This window comes from Tabrizicola sp. (assembly GCF_016793705.1).
Lineage (GTDB): Bacteria > Pseudomonadota > Alphaproteobacteria > Rhodobacterales > Rhodobacteraceae > Tabrizicola.
Window position 1 is genome coordinate 114,315 of sequence record NZ_JAEULO010000042.1, and the last position, 15,891, is coordinate 130,205.

At 66.9% G+C, this 15,891-nt stretch carries 14 protein-coding genes; 4 read left to right on the plus strand and 10 right to left on the minus strand.

The features are described 5' to 3' along the window. Positions 1-6 precede the first annotated feature (6 nt). Entirely contained in the window at positions 7-951 is a 945-nt protein-coding gene (locus tag JNJ68_RS11900) for a glycosyltransferase (protein WP_294982592.1), read from the minus strand. A 128-nt stretch (positions 952-1,079) separates the two neighbouring features. Between JNJ68_RS11900 and ahcY the strand changes: the two genes are divergently transcribed. The 3 genes from ahcY to JNJ68_RS11915 all read left to right on the plus strand — a co-directional run bounded on the left by ahcY (position 1,080) and on the right by JNJ68_RS11915 (position 4,260). After that, positions 1,080-2,486: an adenosylhomocysteinase gene (gene ahcY / locus JNJ68_RS11905; protein ID WP_294982593.1), complete on the plus strand. Its 1,407-nt coding sequence runs from the start codon at positions 1,080-1,082 to the stop codon at positions 2,484-2,486. A 157-nt stretch (positions 2,487-2,643) separates the two neighbouring features. Further along, positions 2,644-2,985 (plus strand): DUF2853 family protein, encoded by a 342-nt coding sequence (locus tag JNJ68_RS11910; RefSeq protein WP_294982594.1) that lies wholly within the window; start codon positions 2,644-2,646, stop codon positions 2,983-2,985. A 75-nt stretch (positions 2,986-3,060) separates the two neighbouring features. Beyond that, positions 3,061-4,260, plus strand: coding sequence for an MFS transporter (locus JNJ68_RS11915; protein WP_294982595.1), 1,200 nt, complete (start codon positions 3,061-3,063; stop codon positions 4,258-4,260). A 250-nt stretch (positions 4,261-4,510) separates the two neighbouring features. Here JNJ68_RS11915 and JNJ68_RS11920 read toward each other — a convergent pair whose 3' ends face one another. Both JNJ68_RS11920 and aroC read right to left on the minus strand, forming a co-directional pair. Next, positions 4,511-4,906, minus strand: coding sequence for a DUF1761 domain-containing protein (locus tag JNJ68_RS11920; RefSeq protein WP_294982596.1), 396 nt, complete (start codon positions 4,904-4,906; stop codon positions 4,511-4,513). 55 nt (positions 4,907-4,961) lie between these two features. Next, positions 4,962-6,062 (minus strand): chorismate synthase, encoded by a 1,101-nt coding sequence (gene aroC, locus JNJ68_RS11925; RefSeq protein ID WP_294982597.1) that lies wholly within the window; start codon positions 6,060-6,062, stop codon positions 4,962-4,964. Positions 6,063-6,357: 295 nt separating this feature from the next. Between aroC and JNJ68_RS11930 the strand changes: the two genes are divergently transcribed. Further along, a complete protein-coding gene (locus tag JNJ68_RS11930) occupies positions 6,358-7,380 on the plus strand; it encodes a TerC family protein (RefSeq protein WP_294982598.1) in 1,023 nt (340 codons plus the stop codon). On the opposite strand, the gene JNJ68_RS11935 is transcribed toward JNJ68_RS11930, so the two are convergent. From JNJ68_RS11935 to JNJ68_RS11965, 7 genes are all read right to left on the minus strand, one after another. Next, a complete protein-coding gene (locus JNJ68_RS11935) occupies positions 7,364-9,685 on the minus strand; it encodes a sulfatase-like hydrolase/transferase (RefSeq protein WP_294982599.1) in 2,322 nt (773 codons plus the stop codon). The genes JNJ68_RS11930 and JNJ68_RS11935 overlap by 17 nt on opposite strands. Position 9,686: 1 nt before the next feature. After that, positions 9,687-11,099 (minus strand): hypothetical protein, encoded by a 1,413-nt coding sequence (locus JNJ68_RS11940; RefSeq protein ID WP_294982600.1) that lies wholly within the window; start codon positions 11,097-11,099, stop codon positions 9,687-9,689. Then, positions 11,099-11,989: a glycosyltransferase family 2 protein gene (locus JNJ68_RS11945; RefSeq protein WP_294982601.1), complete on the minus strand. Its 891-nt coding sequence runs from the start codon at positions 11,987-11,989 to the stop codon at positions 11,099-11,101. Before JNJ68_RS11945 ends, JNJ68_RS11940 begins: the two co-directional genes overlap by 1 nt. A 236-nt stretch (positions 11,990-12,225) precedes the next feature. Next, entirely contained in the window at positions 12,226-13,164 is a 939-nt protein-coding gene (locus tag JNJ68_RS11950) for a hypothetical protein (protein WP_294982602.1), read from the minus strand. Then, the gene (locus JNJ68_RS11955) at positions 13,165-13,914 is read right to left on the minus strand and encodes a hypothetical protein (RefSeq protein ID WP_294982603.1); all 750 of its coding nucleotides are present in this window, start codon (positions 13,912-13,914) and stop codon (positions 13,165-13,167) included. Next, positions 13,914-14,717 carry a hypothetical protein gene (locus JNJ68_RS11960; RefSeq protein ID WP_294982604.1) on the minus strand — a complete coding sequence of 268 codons (804 nt, stop codon included), beginning with the start codon at positions 14,715-14,717 and terminating at the stop codon, positions 13,914-13,916. The genes JNJ68_RS11955 and JNJ68_RS11960 overlap by 1 nt, the downstream gene beginning before the upstream one ends. Further along, positions 14,710-15,804 carry a GSCFA domain-containing protein gene (locus JNJ68_RS11965; protein WP_294982605.1) on the minus strand — a complete coding sequence of 365 codons (1,095 nt, stop codon included), beginning with the start codon at positions 15,802-15,804 and terminating at the stop codon, positions 14,710-14,712. The genes JNJ68_RS11960 and JNJ68_RS11965 overlap by 8 nt, the downstream gene beginning before the upstream one ends. Between the last annotated feature and the right edge of the window lie 87 nt (positions 15,805-15,891).

Consider the following 15,891-nt stretch of genomic DNA (forward strand, 5'->3'; position numbering starts at 1 on the left):
CTGCCCCTAGATCTCGGCGCGATAGGGATCGGCGAAGCGGGTGAGCATCCGGCGCAGGATGCCCGCGCCCCGGTGATGCCGAAGCATGATGTTGGCCAGATCGCGCAACGGCATCGGCATCGGATCGGCGGGCGAAGCGATCAGGGGCAACGCCTCGGGCCGCATCGCCTCGAAGAAGTGCCGGTAGGCGTGATTGAATCGCGCATCAAACGCACCCTTCGATTCGCGGTCCGGCTTGATCCGTCCGATGAAATGCCGAAAAAAGACCGGATAGCGCATCGGGATCAAGGGGTAGCGCCCGTTTGTCTGCCAGTTCCAGCAGGGCGCGAGCAGGGCAAAGCCGCCGCGCAGGGCCAGGTTGGTCATCGACTGGTCGGTCAGCACAATCGCCTGCGGATGCGTCTTGCAGAACTCGAACGATCGGCGCGCAACCTCCTGCTCGGCATAGACGCTGGAGTTGATGAGCTGAAAGCCGGTGTTGACATAGGGAAGCGCCGGCAGATCGGCGAGAACGAACTCCTTTGCACGATAGTTCGGCTCGTAGAAGAACGGCGCGTCGAGAACCGCCCCGATCGGATGCGGACCAAGGTCAATCTCGAACAACCGGTTGAGGTCACCGCCTTCGACGAACATGTCGCTGTCGAGGTAGAGAATGCGTCGGTAGCGGTGCCCAAGCTCGGCTACCAGATTCAGCCGGTAAAGCATCGCCAGAGACCCGCCGAAACGCGCCACTTCCGCATAGTCCGGCAGTGCGCCGGTCGCGTGGAAGATGACGCCCAGCGCCTTTGCCCAGTCGGGCAGCTCCAGGTCGTCCATCGACGAGATGACGATGTCGAACCGGCGATGCGGGTTGTAGTGGGCGATCTGCCAGATCATGAACAGCGCCAGGTGATAGTAGTTGCGGTCGCAGCACAATGCGACGGCATAGTCGTGGCGCTGGGGGTCGGGCATCGGGCTCCTCTCTGCCGGTCCCAGCACTCTTCACAATGCCGGTTGCTTGACAAGTACCCCACGTTGTCTTGACCGCCCGCATTTGCTATGGCCCCGCGTGACCCAGAAGACAGGAAACCCAGGACGCCATGGATTACATCGTCAAGGACATCGCCCTGGCCGAGTTCGGCCGCAAGGAGCTGACCATCGCCGAAACCGAAATGCCGGGCCTGATGGCCTGCCGCGAGGAATTCGGCGCTTCTCAGCCGTTGAAGGGTGCGCGCATCGCGGGCTCGCTGCACATGACGATCCAGACCGGCGTGCTGATCGAGACGCTGAAGGCGCTGGGTGCCGATGTGCGCTGGGCGTCGTGCAACATCTTCTCGACCCAGGACCACGCCGCCGCCGCCATCGCGGCCTCGGGCACACCGGTCTTCGCCATCAAGGGCGAAAGCCTGGAGCAGTACTGGGACTATACCGACAAGATCTTCCAGTTCGGTGGCCCCGATCAGGCTGGTGTCGGCACCTGCAACATGATCCTCGACGACGGCGGGGATGCGACGCTGTACATCCTGCTCGGCGCGCGGGTGGAAGCCGGTGAGACCGACCTGATCGCCGTGCCGACCTCGGACGAAGAGGTCTGCCTCTTCAACCAGATCAAGAAGCGCCTCGCCGCCAGCCCCGGCTGGTTCACCAAGCAGCGAGAGGCGATCAAGGGCGTGTCGGAGGAAACCACCACCGGCGTCCATCGGTTGTACGAGTTGCACAAGCGCGGCCAGCTGCCCTTCCCGGCGATAAACGTCAACGACTCGGTCACCAAGTCGAAGTTCGACAACAAATACGGCTGCAAGGAATCGCTCGTCGACGGCATCCGTCGCGCGACCGACACGATGATGGCCGGCAAGGTCGCCGTGGTCTGCGGCTATGGTGACGTCGGCAAGGGTTCTGCCGCGTCGCTGCGGGGCGCGGGTGCCCGGGTGAAAGTGACGGAAGTCGACCCGATCTGCGCGCTGCAGGCGGCGATGGACGGCTATGAGGTCACCCTGCTGGAGGATGAGGTCGCCAGCGCCGACATCTTCATCACCACCACCGGCAACAAGGACGTGATCCGCATCGAGCACATGCGCGCGATGAAGGACATGGCCATCGTCGGCAACATCGGCCACTTCGACAACGAGATCCAGGTCGCCGCGCTGCGCAATCACAAATGGACCAACATCAAGGACCAGGTGGATATGGTGGAAATGCCCTCGGGCAGCCGGATCATCCTGTTGTCCGAAGGCCGGCTCCTGAACCTCGGCAACGCCACCGGGCACCCCAGCTTCGTGATGTCAGCCAGCTTCACCAATCAGGTCCTCGCGCAGATCGAGCTTTGGACCAAGGGCAAGGACTACGCGCCGGGCGTCTACATCCTGCCCAAGGCGCTGGACGAAAAGGTCGCCCGGCTGCACCTGAAGAAGATCGGCGTGAAGCTGACCGAGCTGAAGCCCGATCAGGCCAGCTATATCGGCGTCAAGGTGGAAGGCCCCTTCAAGTCGGACCACTACCGCTACTGACCGACGACCAGGCCCGGGTCGCCGCGCGTTCGCCGACCCGGGCCATCCCCGTCAGCCGAATGACGGCGCGGCCGAGAATTTCCCCTTCCCTACCCCAGTCCGGCAGACTACCGTCGCAGCCGTTAACGATCACGGTTCCAGTCAAGGGAGACAAAGGATGGGCAAGAGGGACGATCTCATCGCCAAATATGCCGATGACCTGAAGAACAAGTGCAAGGTGACGCCGGACATGGCGCTGCTGACCAAGGTGACGATCGGCTGCGGGCCGTCGATCTATGACAATGATGCGCAGACCGTCGCCGCCTCGGACAAGGAAGAGCTGGAGCGGATCAAGGCGAATTTCCTGATCAAGAAGCTGGGCCTGAAGGACGGCCCGAACCTGATGGAGGGCATCAACGCCGCCGTCGACACCTACGGCAAGTCCGAGCGCAACAAGTTCCGCGCGGTGTTCTATTACCTGCTCGTCAAGCATTTCGGCAAGGAAAAGGTCTACGCCTGATCCAGGCGGACCGGCGGACATTGTCTTTCCGCGAGGGCCGGGCCATGTTGGCCCGCCCGCAGCCGGAAAGCCCCGATGTCCGCCACGCCTCAACCCGCGCAAAGCCCTGCCGACAGCACCGTCGTGCAGGTCATCCTTGCCGTCGCACTTGGTCATTTCCTGAATGACCTGATGCAGTCGCTGATCCCGGCCGCCTATCCGCTGCTGAAAAGCAACCTTGCGCTCAGCTTCTCGCAGATCGGGCTGATCACCTTCGTCTTCCAGGGCACCGCCTCGATCCTGCAACCGCTGGTCGGGCTCTACACCGACCGAAGGCCGCTGCCTTATGCCATGTCCGCCGGAATGGCCTCGACCGGGGCGGGCCTCGTCGCACTCGCCCATGCACAAAACTTCGGCGTCGTGCTGCTGTCGGTCGCGCTGATCGGCCTCGGCTCCTCGATCTTCCACCCCGAGGCCTCGCGGATCGCCCGCCTTGCTGCGGGGATGCGGCCCGGCTTCGCGCAATCGCTGTTCCAGGTCGGCGGCAATGCCGGATCGGCCCTTGGCCCCCTGGCGGCGGCCTTCGTGGTGATGCAGCGCGGGCAGCTCTCGATCGAATGGTTCGCCGCCGTGGCACTGGCCGGAATGGCGCTCCTCTGGGGCGTCGGGCGCTGGTATGTCGCGGTCGGCGCCGCCCGTGCGCTCGCCCGGAAAAGCCGCGCGCGATCCGCCAAGCCCCTGCCGGCCGCCACCGTGCGGCTGGGGATGCTCCTCCTGATCCTGCTGATGTTCTCCAAGTTCGTCTATTCGGTCTCGCTCTCCAGCTACTACACCTTCTACCTGATCGAGCAGTACAAGCTGACCGTCGGCCAGTCGCAGCTCTGCCTCTTCATCTTCCTCGCCTCGGTCGCGGTCGGCACCATCATCGGCGGCCCCATCGGCGACCGGATCGGGCGGCGGCGGGTGATCCTGTGGTCGATCCTGGGCATCCTGCCGCTGACGCTGATGGTCCCCTGGCTGCCGCTGGTCCCCTCGGTGATCGCGGTCTCGCTGGCCGGGCTGGTCCTGGCCTCGGCCTTCCCCGCAATGGTGGTCTATGCCCAGGACCTGATGCCGCAGAGCACCGGGATGGTGGCCGGGCTTCTGTTCGGGCTCGCCTTCGGGATCGCCGCGCTGGGGGCGGCGGGGCTCGGGGCGTTGGCCGACCATTGGGGGATCGTCACGGTCTACCGCATCTGTGCCTTCCTGCCGATCCTGGGGCTGGTGGCCTTCCTCCTGCCGAACCCGCGCGACTAACCGGATTTGTCTCAAAAGCCGCGCGCTTGGCGTTTGAGCGGCGCAGCGGATTCCGGTATCCAGTCAAAGTCAGGGCAGGACGCCCGGGACCCTTATACAGATCACGTGCGGTGCTTCGGGGTGTGCGCGTGGGGTGGATGGAGGGTTCCGTAGGGGTGCGGGGCCCTCCATTCTTTTTTGCCGGTCGCCGCTGATCACGCGCTTCAAGTCGCGCCCCGTAGGGCGGGTAATCTGCCCACGTTGCTCCAGGTCAGAACAGCGTCAGGACCAGTCCCATCAGCCCGCAGCCGATCGTGGCATAGGCTCCGTCGATCACCGTCAGCATGAAGGGCCGGCCGGGGTAGGCATTGTTGATCATCGTCCAGGGCGTGATGAAGAACAGCCCGATCCCCAGCCCCGACAGCAGGCCCTTGCCCGCGCTGTCGATGCCGGACATGGCGAAGATGTGCCGCATGAAACCCGCGACGACCAGCATGGCGATGGCCGACAACACGAAGGGCAGGGCCGAGCCGCCGCCCATCGGCTTGCCGTTTTCGTCCAGCCGGATGCCTGCCGCCTTCATCCAGGGCTTCGCCAGTGTCATGTAATGCGCCGCGCCATAGGCAAAACCCACCACGGCGGCCAGGATCACGCTCAGAATTCCCATCGCTCCCTCCTGTTTTCCCGGAAGGATGCCGCAAATCCGGCCCTCGGGGAAGCGATCAGCCGATCCGGCCCCGCACGCCCCCGGTCTGGCCCCGGTCGAGAAGCAAGTGGTCCAGGATCACGCAGGCCATCATCGCCTCGCCCACCGGCACGGCGCGGATGCCGACGCAGGGGTCGTGACGGCCCTTGGTGATCAGGTCGACTTCGGCCCCGGCTTGCGTGACCGTCCGGCGCGGCGTCAGGATCGAGGAGGTCGGCTTCACCGCAAAGCGGCAGACCACCGGCTGCCCGGTCGAAATCCCGCCCAGGATGCCGCCCGCGTGGTTCGACAGGAACTCCGGCCCCCCCGGCCCCATGCGGATTTCGTCGGCATTCTCCACCCCGGTCAGGCTGGCCGCCGCCATCCCCTCGCCGATCTCCACCCCCTTGACCGCGTTGATCGACATCATCGCCGCCGCCAGGTCGCTGTCGAGCTTTCCATAAAGCGGCGCCCCCAACCCCGGAGGCACGCCTTCCGCCACCACCTCGATCACCGCGCCGACCGAGTTGTGCGCCAGCCGCAGCTCATCGAGATAGACCGCCCAATCCGCCGCCGCCGCCGGATCGGGGCACCAGAACGGGTTCCGCTCGATCTCATCAACATCGAAGCGCGACCGATCAATCCCCTTCACCCCCATCTGCACCATGTAGCCGGTGATCTTCAGTCCCGGCACCAGCGTCGCCAGCACCTGCCGCGCCACGCCGCCCGCTGCGACCCGCGAGGCCGTCTCACGCGCCGAGGACCGCCCGCCACCGCGATAGTCCCGCAGCCCGTATTTCTGGTGGTAGGTGATGTCGGCATGCCCCGGCCGGAACGATTGCGCGATCTCGCCATAGTCCTTCGACCGCTGGTCGGTATTCTCGATCATAAGCTGGATCGGCGTGCCCGTGGTCTGGCCCTCGAACACACCCGAGAGAATCCGAACCTCGTCCGCCTCCTGCCGCTGGGTGGTAAACTTCGAGGTGCCGGGCTTGCGCCGGTCCAGCCACGGCTGGATATCCGCCTCGGTCAGCCGCACCCCCGGGGGGCAGCCATCCACCGTGCAGCCGATGGCCGGCCCGTGGCTCTCGCCCCAGGTGGTGACGCGGAAAAGGTGGCCGAAGGTGTTCAGGCTCATGGGCAAGTCCTCGCTTGGGCATGGGCATACAGGCCGCACGGCCCCGCTCACAAGCCCTTCACCGACGGAAAATCCGCGCGCCAGCGTAGAAGAGGCACGGAACCGTGAGTTTTCCACCCCGCCAGGGGTTGAAATGCCACGCCCGGGCCCCACCTCCCCTTGGCGGGCCGGGCCCCTCTGACGACGCCAGTCGTGATGTCGGACCGCATCGAGAAATCGTGCTCGATGTCAGCCCGGCAAACTGCCCCTCACCAAGGCTGGCCTCTCGACGCACCCGTTCAGAGGGTACACGGGGATGGAATTCCTCTTCCTGACATTTCTGGCCAAGCCCTTGTGGCTGTGGCTTCTGTTCCTGACCATCGTCGTCGCGCTGATGGTCTTCGACCTGGGCGTGCTGCACAAGGACGACCACGAGCTTGGCGTCCGCGAAAGCCTGAAGCTCTCCGCCTTCTACATCGGTATCGCCGTGGCCTTCGGCGGCTACATCTGGTGGGCCTGGTCGAACGGCACTCTGGTCACAAGCGACGGCACCAACCCGGTCGCCAGCTATTTCCAGGGCTACATCATCGAGAAGGTGCTCTCGATCGACAACGTCTTCGTCATCTCGCTGATCTTCGGCTACTTCGCCATTCCGCGGAAATACCAGTACCGGGCGCTGGTCTGGGGCATCATCGGCGTGATCATCCTGCGAGGGCTGATGATCGCCATCGGGGCCGAGCTGATCGCCGCCTACGACTGGGTGACGCTGGTCTTCGCGGCCTTCCTGGCCTTCACCGGCCTGAAGATGCTGGTCGTGCCGGACAGCGACCCCGACCTGTCGCAGAACCCGGTGGTACGCTTCATCTCGACCCATATGAACGTCACCAAGGGCCTGCACGGGCAGAAGTTCTTCGTCCGCCAGCCCAGCCCCGCCACCGGCAAGCTGATGCTCTATGCCACGCCTCTGTTCGTCGCGCTGATCGTGATCAACTTCGCCGACCTGGTCTTCGCGGTGGATTCGGTGCCTGCCATCTTTCTGATCACCACCGACACCTTCATCGTCTACACCGCGAACATCATGGCGATCCTCGGCCTCCGCGCGCTCTACTTCGCGCTGGCCGCGCTGGTGCATCGCTTCCACTACCTGAAATACGCGCTGGCCGTGGTGCTGATCTTCATCGGCATGAAAGGCTTCTACAGCTACTTCTTCGGCAAGTTCGACCCCTACCTGTCGCTGGCGATCACCATCGGCATCATCGTGGCGGGCATCGTCTATTCGCTGTGGAAGACGCGCGGCGATGACGACGGGCACGGCACGGCGGTCAAGGCGGCGGAGTAGTCCCCTGCCTGATCTGGCTTGAGACATCGTGGTCGCCGGGCACCCCGGCGATCCGCAGCATCGAAAGCCCCAGCGTCACGTCCACCAGCCCGTCCGGGCGGCGCGAGACCTGGGGCGGCTTCGGCCAGGCGGTCAGGTCATAGACCTGCTCCGCCTGCCACTGGCTGACATGCGTCACCCCTCCGTAGGCGAGCACAAAGACCACCGCCCCCGGCCCCGGATCGACATGGGTGATCCCGGTCCCGGCATGGACCGTGTCGTTCCCCCCCCCCAGCCGCACCCGGTTCCGCCCCGGCCCGGTATGCACCACCGAGGACCCGTCGCCATCATGGATCTCGTCGTTGCCATGCCCGCCGAAGATCCTGTTCCGCGCCGCCGTGCCGATGATCGTGTCGTCGCCCGTGCCGCCATCCAGCACGTCGCGCCCGCCGCCACCGACCAACCGGTCGTTCCCCGCGCCGCCGTAGAAATAATGCCGCGAGCTTTCGTTGACCGAGATCGCCCGCAGCACATCGTCGCCCTCGCCGCCGTAGAAGGTCGCGCCGCCGTATTTCGGCCCGATCATCACGTCATTCCCGCGCGAGCCGCGGACGCTGACCATCACCCGTTCCGTCGTCTCGAAATGGATCGGGCTGTCGGGATGGGCGACGATCCGCAACATGCGCGAGGTCTTCTTCGCCGCCTCGGCATCCTCGTGCCGAGCCAGCACCGTGGCGATGCGGATATTCTCCACGTTCATCGGGCAATGCAGCACATAGCCATCCGGCCCGCCCAGATACCACAGCGTATCGTTGCCGCCGTCCTTCGTCTCCCTGATCTTCTCGGCCTCCGCCCCGTAGGCCCAGTAATTGTCGTTGCCCCGCCGTCCTTCCAGCACGACCGAGCCATCCACCGCCATCATCGCATTCACGCCATCCGCCGGGTTCTCGAACCCACGCAGGTCAAGCCCAAGGTCCAGCGCGCCCCTCACCAACTCGCCCCGCAGCACATCCATCGGCGCGGTGGCGATCAGGTTCTCCGTCTCGCCGGGGTCGGCGACCACGTCATAGACATGCTCCTCGCCGTTCGGATAGCGGAAATAGCGGAACTGGCGGTAGCCCTCGATCGACGGGCGCACCGACAGCGTCCCGAAGACCGAGGTGATCGGCGATTTCGTGTCATCGAACGCCCCGAAACTCGGGTCGATCAGCGGCAAGAGGCTCTGCCCCGACGTCCAGTCCGGGCGCGGCGGCAACCCGGCCAGCTGCATCACCGTCTTCGGGAAGTTGTGCAAGCTGACCGGCAGGTCCACCACCCGGCCTTCCGTCATCCGGGGCGACCAGATCGCCAGCGGCACATGCGCCGCCGAATCCCACTGGCTCATCTTGTGGAAGCTGTCGTGGTTCCCAAGGTTGAAGCCGTTGTCCGACAGGAAGATCACTGTCGTCTTCGCGCCCAAAGGCGAAGCCTCCAGCGCGTCCAGGAACCGCCCGATCTCGTGGTCTACATGGCTGATCGCGGCGAAATAGGAGCGGACCACCTGCCGCCAGCCGTCATCGCCGCCCTTCTCCGGCGTCCAGTTGCCATTGGCGATATAGGCCGCTTCATAGATCGCGAACCCCGGCGGCGGGCCGTAATAATCCTCCGGCGCGGCGATGTCGGGCCAGCGGATGTCGGCGGGGTCATAGAGCTGATAGAACCGGTCCGGGCATTCCAGGTTGTAATGCGGATGCTTGAACCCCAGCTGGATCAGGTGCCGCCGCTTCGGGTCGGCCCGGCTCAGGAAGTCGATCGCGTTCTGCGCGACCGTGAAATCGTAGAACAGCGCGTCCTGTGACCCGTCGTCGTCGGGATGGTTGATCCCCGCGATCCCCGGCCCCCGGTCGAGGTAGTGCTTCACCTTCTCCCGACCGCCCGAGTCCTGCGCGGGCACGTCCTCGTGGAACAGCACCCGGCGATAGCGTTCCGGCATCGGCTTGTAGGTCGCGTCGACCTTGCCCGTGGTGAACGTGTAGAACCCCGCCCGCCGCAGGTCATAGGCCCAGGCCTTCTCGGGCGGCAGCACCTGACGCCAGAAGCGGTTCAGGTCGACAAGACCCGTGCGGAAGGGTGAGAGCCCCGTCGCCAGTTCCGCCCGGCAGGGGGCACACAAGGGGATCGTCGCATAGGCGTTGCCGAACCGAACACCCGCGTTCAGCAGCCGGTCGAGGTTCGGCGTCTGGATGCGGATCCCGAACGTGTCGCGCCAGGTGAAGACGTCGATCATGTCATCCACCCAGATGACACAGATGTTGTCGCCCGCGATGCTCTCCGCGTCGAACGCCATCTCAGAGGCCCGTCAGCTTCAGCCGCGCCGGCAGCGCCCAGCGCCGCAGCGCGCCCTCGCCGAAATCGCCCCGCAAGGCCCCCCGGTTCGCCGGATAGGGCCCCTCGCCCGGTGCCGCCGCATGGGCATAGGTCACGAAGACCTCGCCCTCGGGCCGCTTGGAGCACTTCAGCACCACCACCTTGGCATCACCCGCTTCGACCGCAACCCCGCTTATCTTCGCCCCGTTCGTGACCCCCTCCAGCGCGAACCCCGCCAAAGGCCCGGCCCCGAACGGATCGTCCCCGTCGATCACCAGCCCATCCTGCGCCTCGCAGATCAGGCGGATGCCGCCCTCTGACCATTCCGCCAGCTGGATCACCGGGCACAGCCATTTGCCCCCGCCCTGCACCGCCAGCAGCGCCTCGGCCAGCAGCACCGCCTTTTCCGCCCGGCCCTCATCCGTCAGCCGCCCGGCATCGTCGATCCGGAACGCATAGGAGGGCGCGGCAAAGACCAGCCGGTGATCGCCGTGGTTCCAGGACAGTTCCCACTGCCCCTCCAGCCCCGGCCCCCGCGTCACGCTCTGCGTCCCGCAGTCGAAGGCCGACAGGAACACCGGCCGCGCCAGCCCCTGTTTCGCCATCCCGCGCGTGATCCGCTCCATCAGCGCGATCATCCCGTCGCGATAGGCCACGGGGTCGCCGGTCAGGTCCTCCAGCGTATAGTCCAGCACCACCGCCAGCACCTGCGCGCCCACCCCCAGCCGACTGGCCGCCGCTTTCAGATTGGCAAAACCCTGGTCCAGATTGGCGACAGCGGCTCCGGTCCCCAGCTCATGCGCCGTCGCCGCCATGTCGGTCTCGGCCCGCACGACCATCAACGGCAGCGACTGGAACGCCGCGCGCCGCCGGGCCAGCAGCTCGTCGGCCATGAGTGCCTCGACCGTCAGCTCACGCAGCGGCTCCAGCGCATCGGTCGCCGCCGCCTCGCCTTCGCCGCCCTGACCCACCGCCCCAATATCGTCCGCCGGGGCCAGCACATGCCAGCGGAACCGCGCCGGACCGGGCGAGCCCAGCCCAGCCCGCGCCCCGCCGATTCCGAAGACCGCCAGCAGCGGCCCCTGTGCCTCGGCGATCACCGCCCCGCCCTCGACATGCCGCCGATAGCTCCGCGCAGAGTCCGCGCCCGGGAGGTTGGCCTGGAAGAACAGCCAGTCCCCCTCGCGCCGGGGCGCCCAGAGGTCGATGCCCTCCGGCAGGTCGGGCAGCGGCAGCGCATCCACCGCCACGGCCTGCGGCTTCAACTCCAGCCGCGCGGCAATATCGGAGATCACCTTGTCCGACAGGCGCAGGACCAGCCCGGTCTCATCATAGCGGATCACGTCGCCATTCTCGGCCCGGATGATCACGCCTTCGGTAGGAGCTTTCGCCATCAGAACAGCACCTTGAAACGTTCGGGCAGCCGGTAGACCCCCTTGGGCCGCGCGCCGCCCGGGGCGAAGTAGACCACCTTCTTCTCCTTCCAGCCCTCGACCATCTCCTTGCGGAACTCCGGAAAGTCCACCGTCTCCGCCCGCGGCTTTTCCTTCGAGAGACCCTTGTAGGTCTCCCAGGCGGTGTCCCAGCCGGTCTTCGCCCGCTCGACCTCCTCCAGCGCTCCGCTCTGGATCACCCGCTGCGCCCGGCGGCTGGCAAGCCGTCCTTCGGTCATGTCATGGTCGATGAAACGCAGGTGGAAGAGGTAGAGATGCGGGTCGAGATGCAGCTTCGGGTGGTTGGCGAAATGCCCGCCCGGGGCGATGTCGATCTTGTCGCAGGTGATGCAGGGCTTGGCGTAATTGGCGTTCAACCGGAAGATGCGGCGCACGTCCAGGATGTTGCGCCCCTCGCTGATCGGCTCCGGCTCAAGCCCCGGATTATGCACCATCTCGATGGCGAAGGGCGTGATCACCCGCGGCCCGCGCCGGACCTCATAGCGTTCGAGATAGTCCGGCAGGCTGTCCGACACCGCCGGATCGACGCAGACGATCTCGTCCACATCGCCCACCAGCACCCAGCTGTAGAAATTGGTGAAGCCCGAGGTCAGCCGCGACAGCATCTGCCAGCGGCGCTGGTTGAAGCAGTTCCGCGTCTCGTCGAAGGGCAGGTAGATGACGTTGCAGCCCTCGGCGATGCGCTTGTGCTCAGGGTCGCCGCCGTGGCTGAGGACGAACAGGTTCTCGCGGCCCAGCTGGCGCCCGTAATAGTCGACCCAGCGCGAGAGGAAGAAATGGTCCCCCCCCACCATGGTCATCGCCATCATCCGGCCGCGTGTCGTGTCCATCGGCTCCGTTCCTGCCAGCCCCGCCCCGCATAGCATGAGGTCAAAGCCGGGGCCTAGAGGGGAGCCGAGAGGAAACTCCCCAGGCCTTTCACATTTGCCCAAATATCCTCCGGGGTTTGGGGGTGGAAAACCCCCAATGGCCGAGCCGGTTGCGCGTTCTTCACGCGCAGAGGCGAGACAAAGAGTCTTCGCGCGTCAGCGCTCGATCTGAGAACCGCCCGCACCCGGCACGACGATCAGGTCGCAGCCCCGGCCTTGCGCGCATTCACCGCTCCGCGCCGCGCCCGGCGGATGAAGACCTTCTCTTCCTCCGGCAGGCCCTGCCCCAACCGCAGCATCACATCCGCCGCCCGGATCACCAGCCCATGCCGCCCCCGGTTCGCCGCCGCCGCCAGAAGCGCGCGCTGCCATTTCGGCACCGATCGCCGCGCGCGATAGGCCTGCCAGAACTCCGGCCCCGCGCCATCACCCTCGACCAGTGCGTCGATCAGCAGCGGAAACGTCGCGGTCTTCAGCACCACCCGGATCGCCTCATGCGTGGCGAAGGGCAGCCGCAAGAGCTGCACGTTCGGCCCCGCCAGCCGCGCGGCATGGGCGCGGTCCTCGGGCACCATCGGGTCATAAACCACCACCGCCCGCCGAATATAGGGCACTGCCGCCGCCGCATCGAGGAAGGGCATCCCCTCCCAGTTCGACCGCTTCACGGCAAAGGGAAACCGCGCCTCATAGGGGGCGATCACCTTGTTCATCGTGGTCTGGGGGCTGAAGGCCAGCACCCGCGCTTCGGGGATCAGCGGCGCAAAGTTCAGCGCCGCGAACCCCCCCATCGAGGCCCCGGTCAGCACAACCCGGCGGAACCGGCGGAAGAAGCCCCGCTCCTCCAGCCCGCGCAACAGCACGGGCGCGGTGGGCTGGCGGAACCAGTCCTTCGCATGGCTCTGCACCCCCAGCACCGAATGGCCCATCGGCTCCAGCCGCTTCCAGGCCCAGGGCCCGCGCGGCCAGCCTTCGTCGATGGTGGCGAGGTTGTCGAAGGACACCACCAAAGCATCCCCCCGCCCCTCGAACCACAGGTTCGCGTGGTCGCCCCGGATCAGGAACCGCTCTGCCGCCGCAGCCCCGTCCAGCCCCGTCTCGGGCGGGATGTCCAGGGGCGGCGGGGTCTCGGCCTCCACTCAATAGGCCCAGCGGAAATGGCGGCGCAGAGCCGCGAGCGTCGCCACATCCTCCTGGTCGTCCGATCCCGGCAGGCAGCGGTCGGGCCAGAACAGGACCTCATGCAGCCGCGACTGGCCCAGAAGCTTGGTCAGCCCGCTCCGGTTCGACCGGCAGCCGATGAAGAAATCCGCCTCCTGCGCCAGGCCCGGCACCCTGCCCGCAGCCACGGCCAGCGCATCGCCAAGCTCCAGCCGCAGGTGCCGCCCGTCGAAGCCCAGCACCGCCAGCTTCGCCTCCCGGCCCTTCGGTAGCGGCAGCCTGACCTCGACCGTGCCCTGCTTGTCCATCGCCAGAAGCCAGCCCTCGCCTTCCTTCAGGAAGATCATGTTGTGCGCCTGCCCGGCAAAGACCGAGGCCAGCGTCTTCGCCTCGCCCTCCGAGCGGTAGATCGCCGCCACGGTGAAGGCATCGACCTCGGGCGCGAAGCCCGGCAGGGTGAAGCCGCAGTTCAGCCCCTCGCGACAGATCAGCGCGCCCGGTGGCCCCGCCTCGAACCGGCTGTTCCCCGTGTTCGGCCCCGCCGCCACCGCCTCGACCGCCATGCCCGACGATTCGCGCCAGCCGGTGATCGCCTCGCCCGCCCGGATGAAATCCTCCGTCCGGGCGATGAATCGCGCCCCGCCGCTGCGCAGGACCGCCTCGGTCAGAAGCCGGTCCTCGCCCCCGATCAGGGCGCCCGGCGGCAGCTTCATCGCGATCTCCAGCATCAGGCCTCCCTTTCCCGGCCATCTTGCCGGGCACCGGGGGCCGCCGCAAGCCCGGCCCCCGCACCGGGGTGCGCCACCCCGCGGACGATCGGCAGCACCCGCGACAGGACCGCCGCGCCGAAGGCGGCATTGTGGTGCTCGTAGTCCTGCTTCTCGTGATGGCCGTCCACCGCATAGGCGAGCGCCGAGAACATGCCCTGCACCACCGTTTCCTCGGGCTGGCGCAGAAGCGTGACGCCATCCTCGGCGGCGGCCTCCTCCAGCACGCGCCAGAAGCCCGGCACCCGGTCGGGGATCAGCGCCGCGACCTCGGGCGGGATCGCCGGGACCAGCGGCGTGTCGCCCTCGGTGTAATAGGCTGTCGGGGCCAGGAGGATGCGGGCCGTCCCGCTTTCGGCCAGCCCCCGCGCCAGCCGATAGCCCAGATGGCGGCGCAGGTCGTCGGTCAGGATGCGCCGCAGCAGGCCCTCGCTGACCATCGGCCCGGCGGACAGAAGGGTCAGTACCCGCAGGAACAGCCGCCAGATATAGACCCGCGCGCCCGTCACCAGGATCACGTCGAAATCGGCGGCGGGCAGGAAGGTCCGCCCCTTCTCGTTGAACTTGGCGAAGCGCATCGCGGTGAAATCGTCGGTCGGCCAGATCGCCCCGTCGCGCACCTCCAGATGCCGGAACCGGCCCCCGACATGGCCCCAGTATTCCAGCTCGACGCCCGAATAATCGACCAGCCCCTGCACCTCGGCCTGTTTCAGGCAGGCATAGTGGCTGTCGCCGAAGATGCAGAGCCGGGGCCGGTCAGCCATGGCGCTGGTCCGGCGCGAAGGCGGCGAGGATCTCCTCCTCGCAGCGCAACTCCTCGGCCTCGGTCATCTCGGGCTCCGGCGCCGCGTCCGGGACGGGCGGCGAGGCCGGAGACGGCAGGCCCGCCGCCCCGCCGAATACCGCCGCCTGGTCGCGGAAGAACTGCGCCATCACATGATCCACCCCTTCCGGCAGGACCGACCGCAGGTTCGGCGCAAAGAAGCGTCCGCGATAGGCCGGATGGGTGATGATCTCGTAGGACGGGAAGTAATCCACCCGCCGGTGCGCCGCGACCAGTTCCGACGCCACCGCCCGCAACAGAGATTTGGAATGGCTGGTCGCCGTCAGCACATGGTTCTCCGAAGCCGTCGCCGTCAGCGGCACCGGCGAAACCGTCAGCAGCAGCGCCAGACGCCGGTTGGCCCGCACCATCAGCCGCAGCGCCGCGGTCATGTCCGCCATCAGCGCCGCGAAGCCGTGGTTCACGAAGCCATGCGCCTCCGGGTCGAACCGCCCCGCCACCGTGCCGGGGCAGACCGCATATTCCACCCCGGTCGCCTTGTCCTGCCAGGCCTCGGTCAACCCCATCGTGAAGACGAAGACCTGCGCCCCCCGCACCGCCGCCGCGATCGCCGCCAGCGTTTCCCGGCGTGAGGCGTAGAGCTCCTCGCGGCTGACGAACCCCCCCGGCTCCACCCCCGGACGGAACGGGTCGTAGAAGCGACCGTCCCTTTCCCAGACCTCCTCTGGCACCGGCGCGTCGGTCAGCGCCCAGGTCAGCCATTGCCGCAGCATCCGGGGCGTGTAGATGTTGCCGGTCCGGAAGCTGAAGGTGCCGTAGTGGTAATCCTTCCGCTGCTCCGGCGTCAGACCCGCCGGTCCCGGCTCGAAATCCAGCCAGCGATAGCGCCGCGCGGCCAGCGCCCTGGCGAAATGCTGCGCAAAGCAGGACCCCGCCGTCACGATCCCGGTACGGCGCCCGATCTGGTGCCGGGGCTTCCACAGCCCCGCGATCTCCAGCGCGTCACGGTCGGCGACGGCGGTGCGCCAGAAGCGGTCCTCGGGCAGGCTGTCATAGGGATGCGGCATGCGCGGGCGGTCCTTGGTCTTGTCCCCGGATAGGACGAAGAGGTTGCGGGAAGGTCAACCGCTTTCCTTTGCCGCTCTCCACAGGCC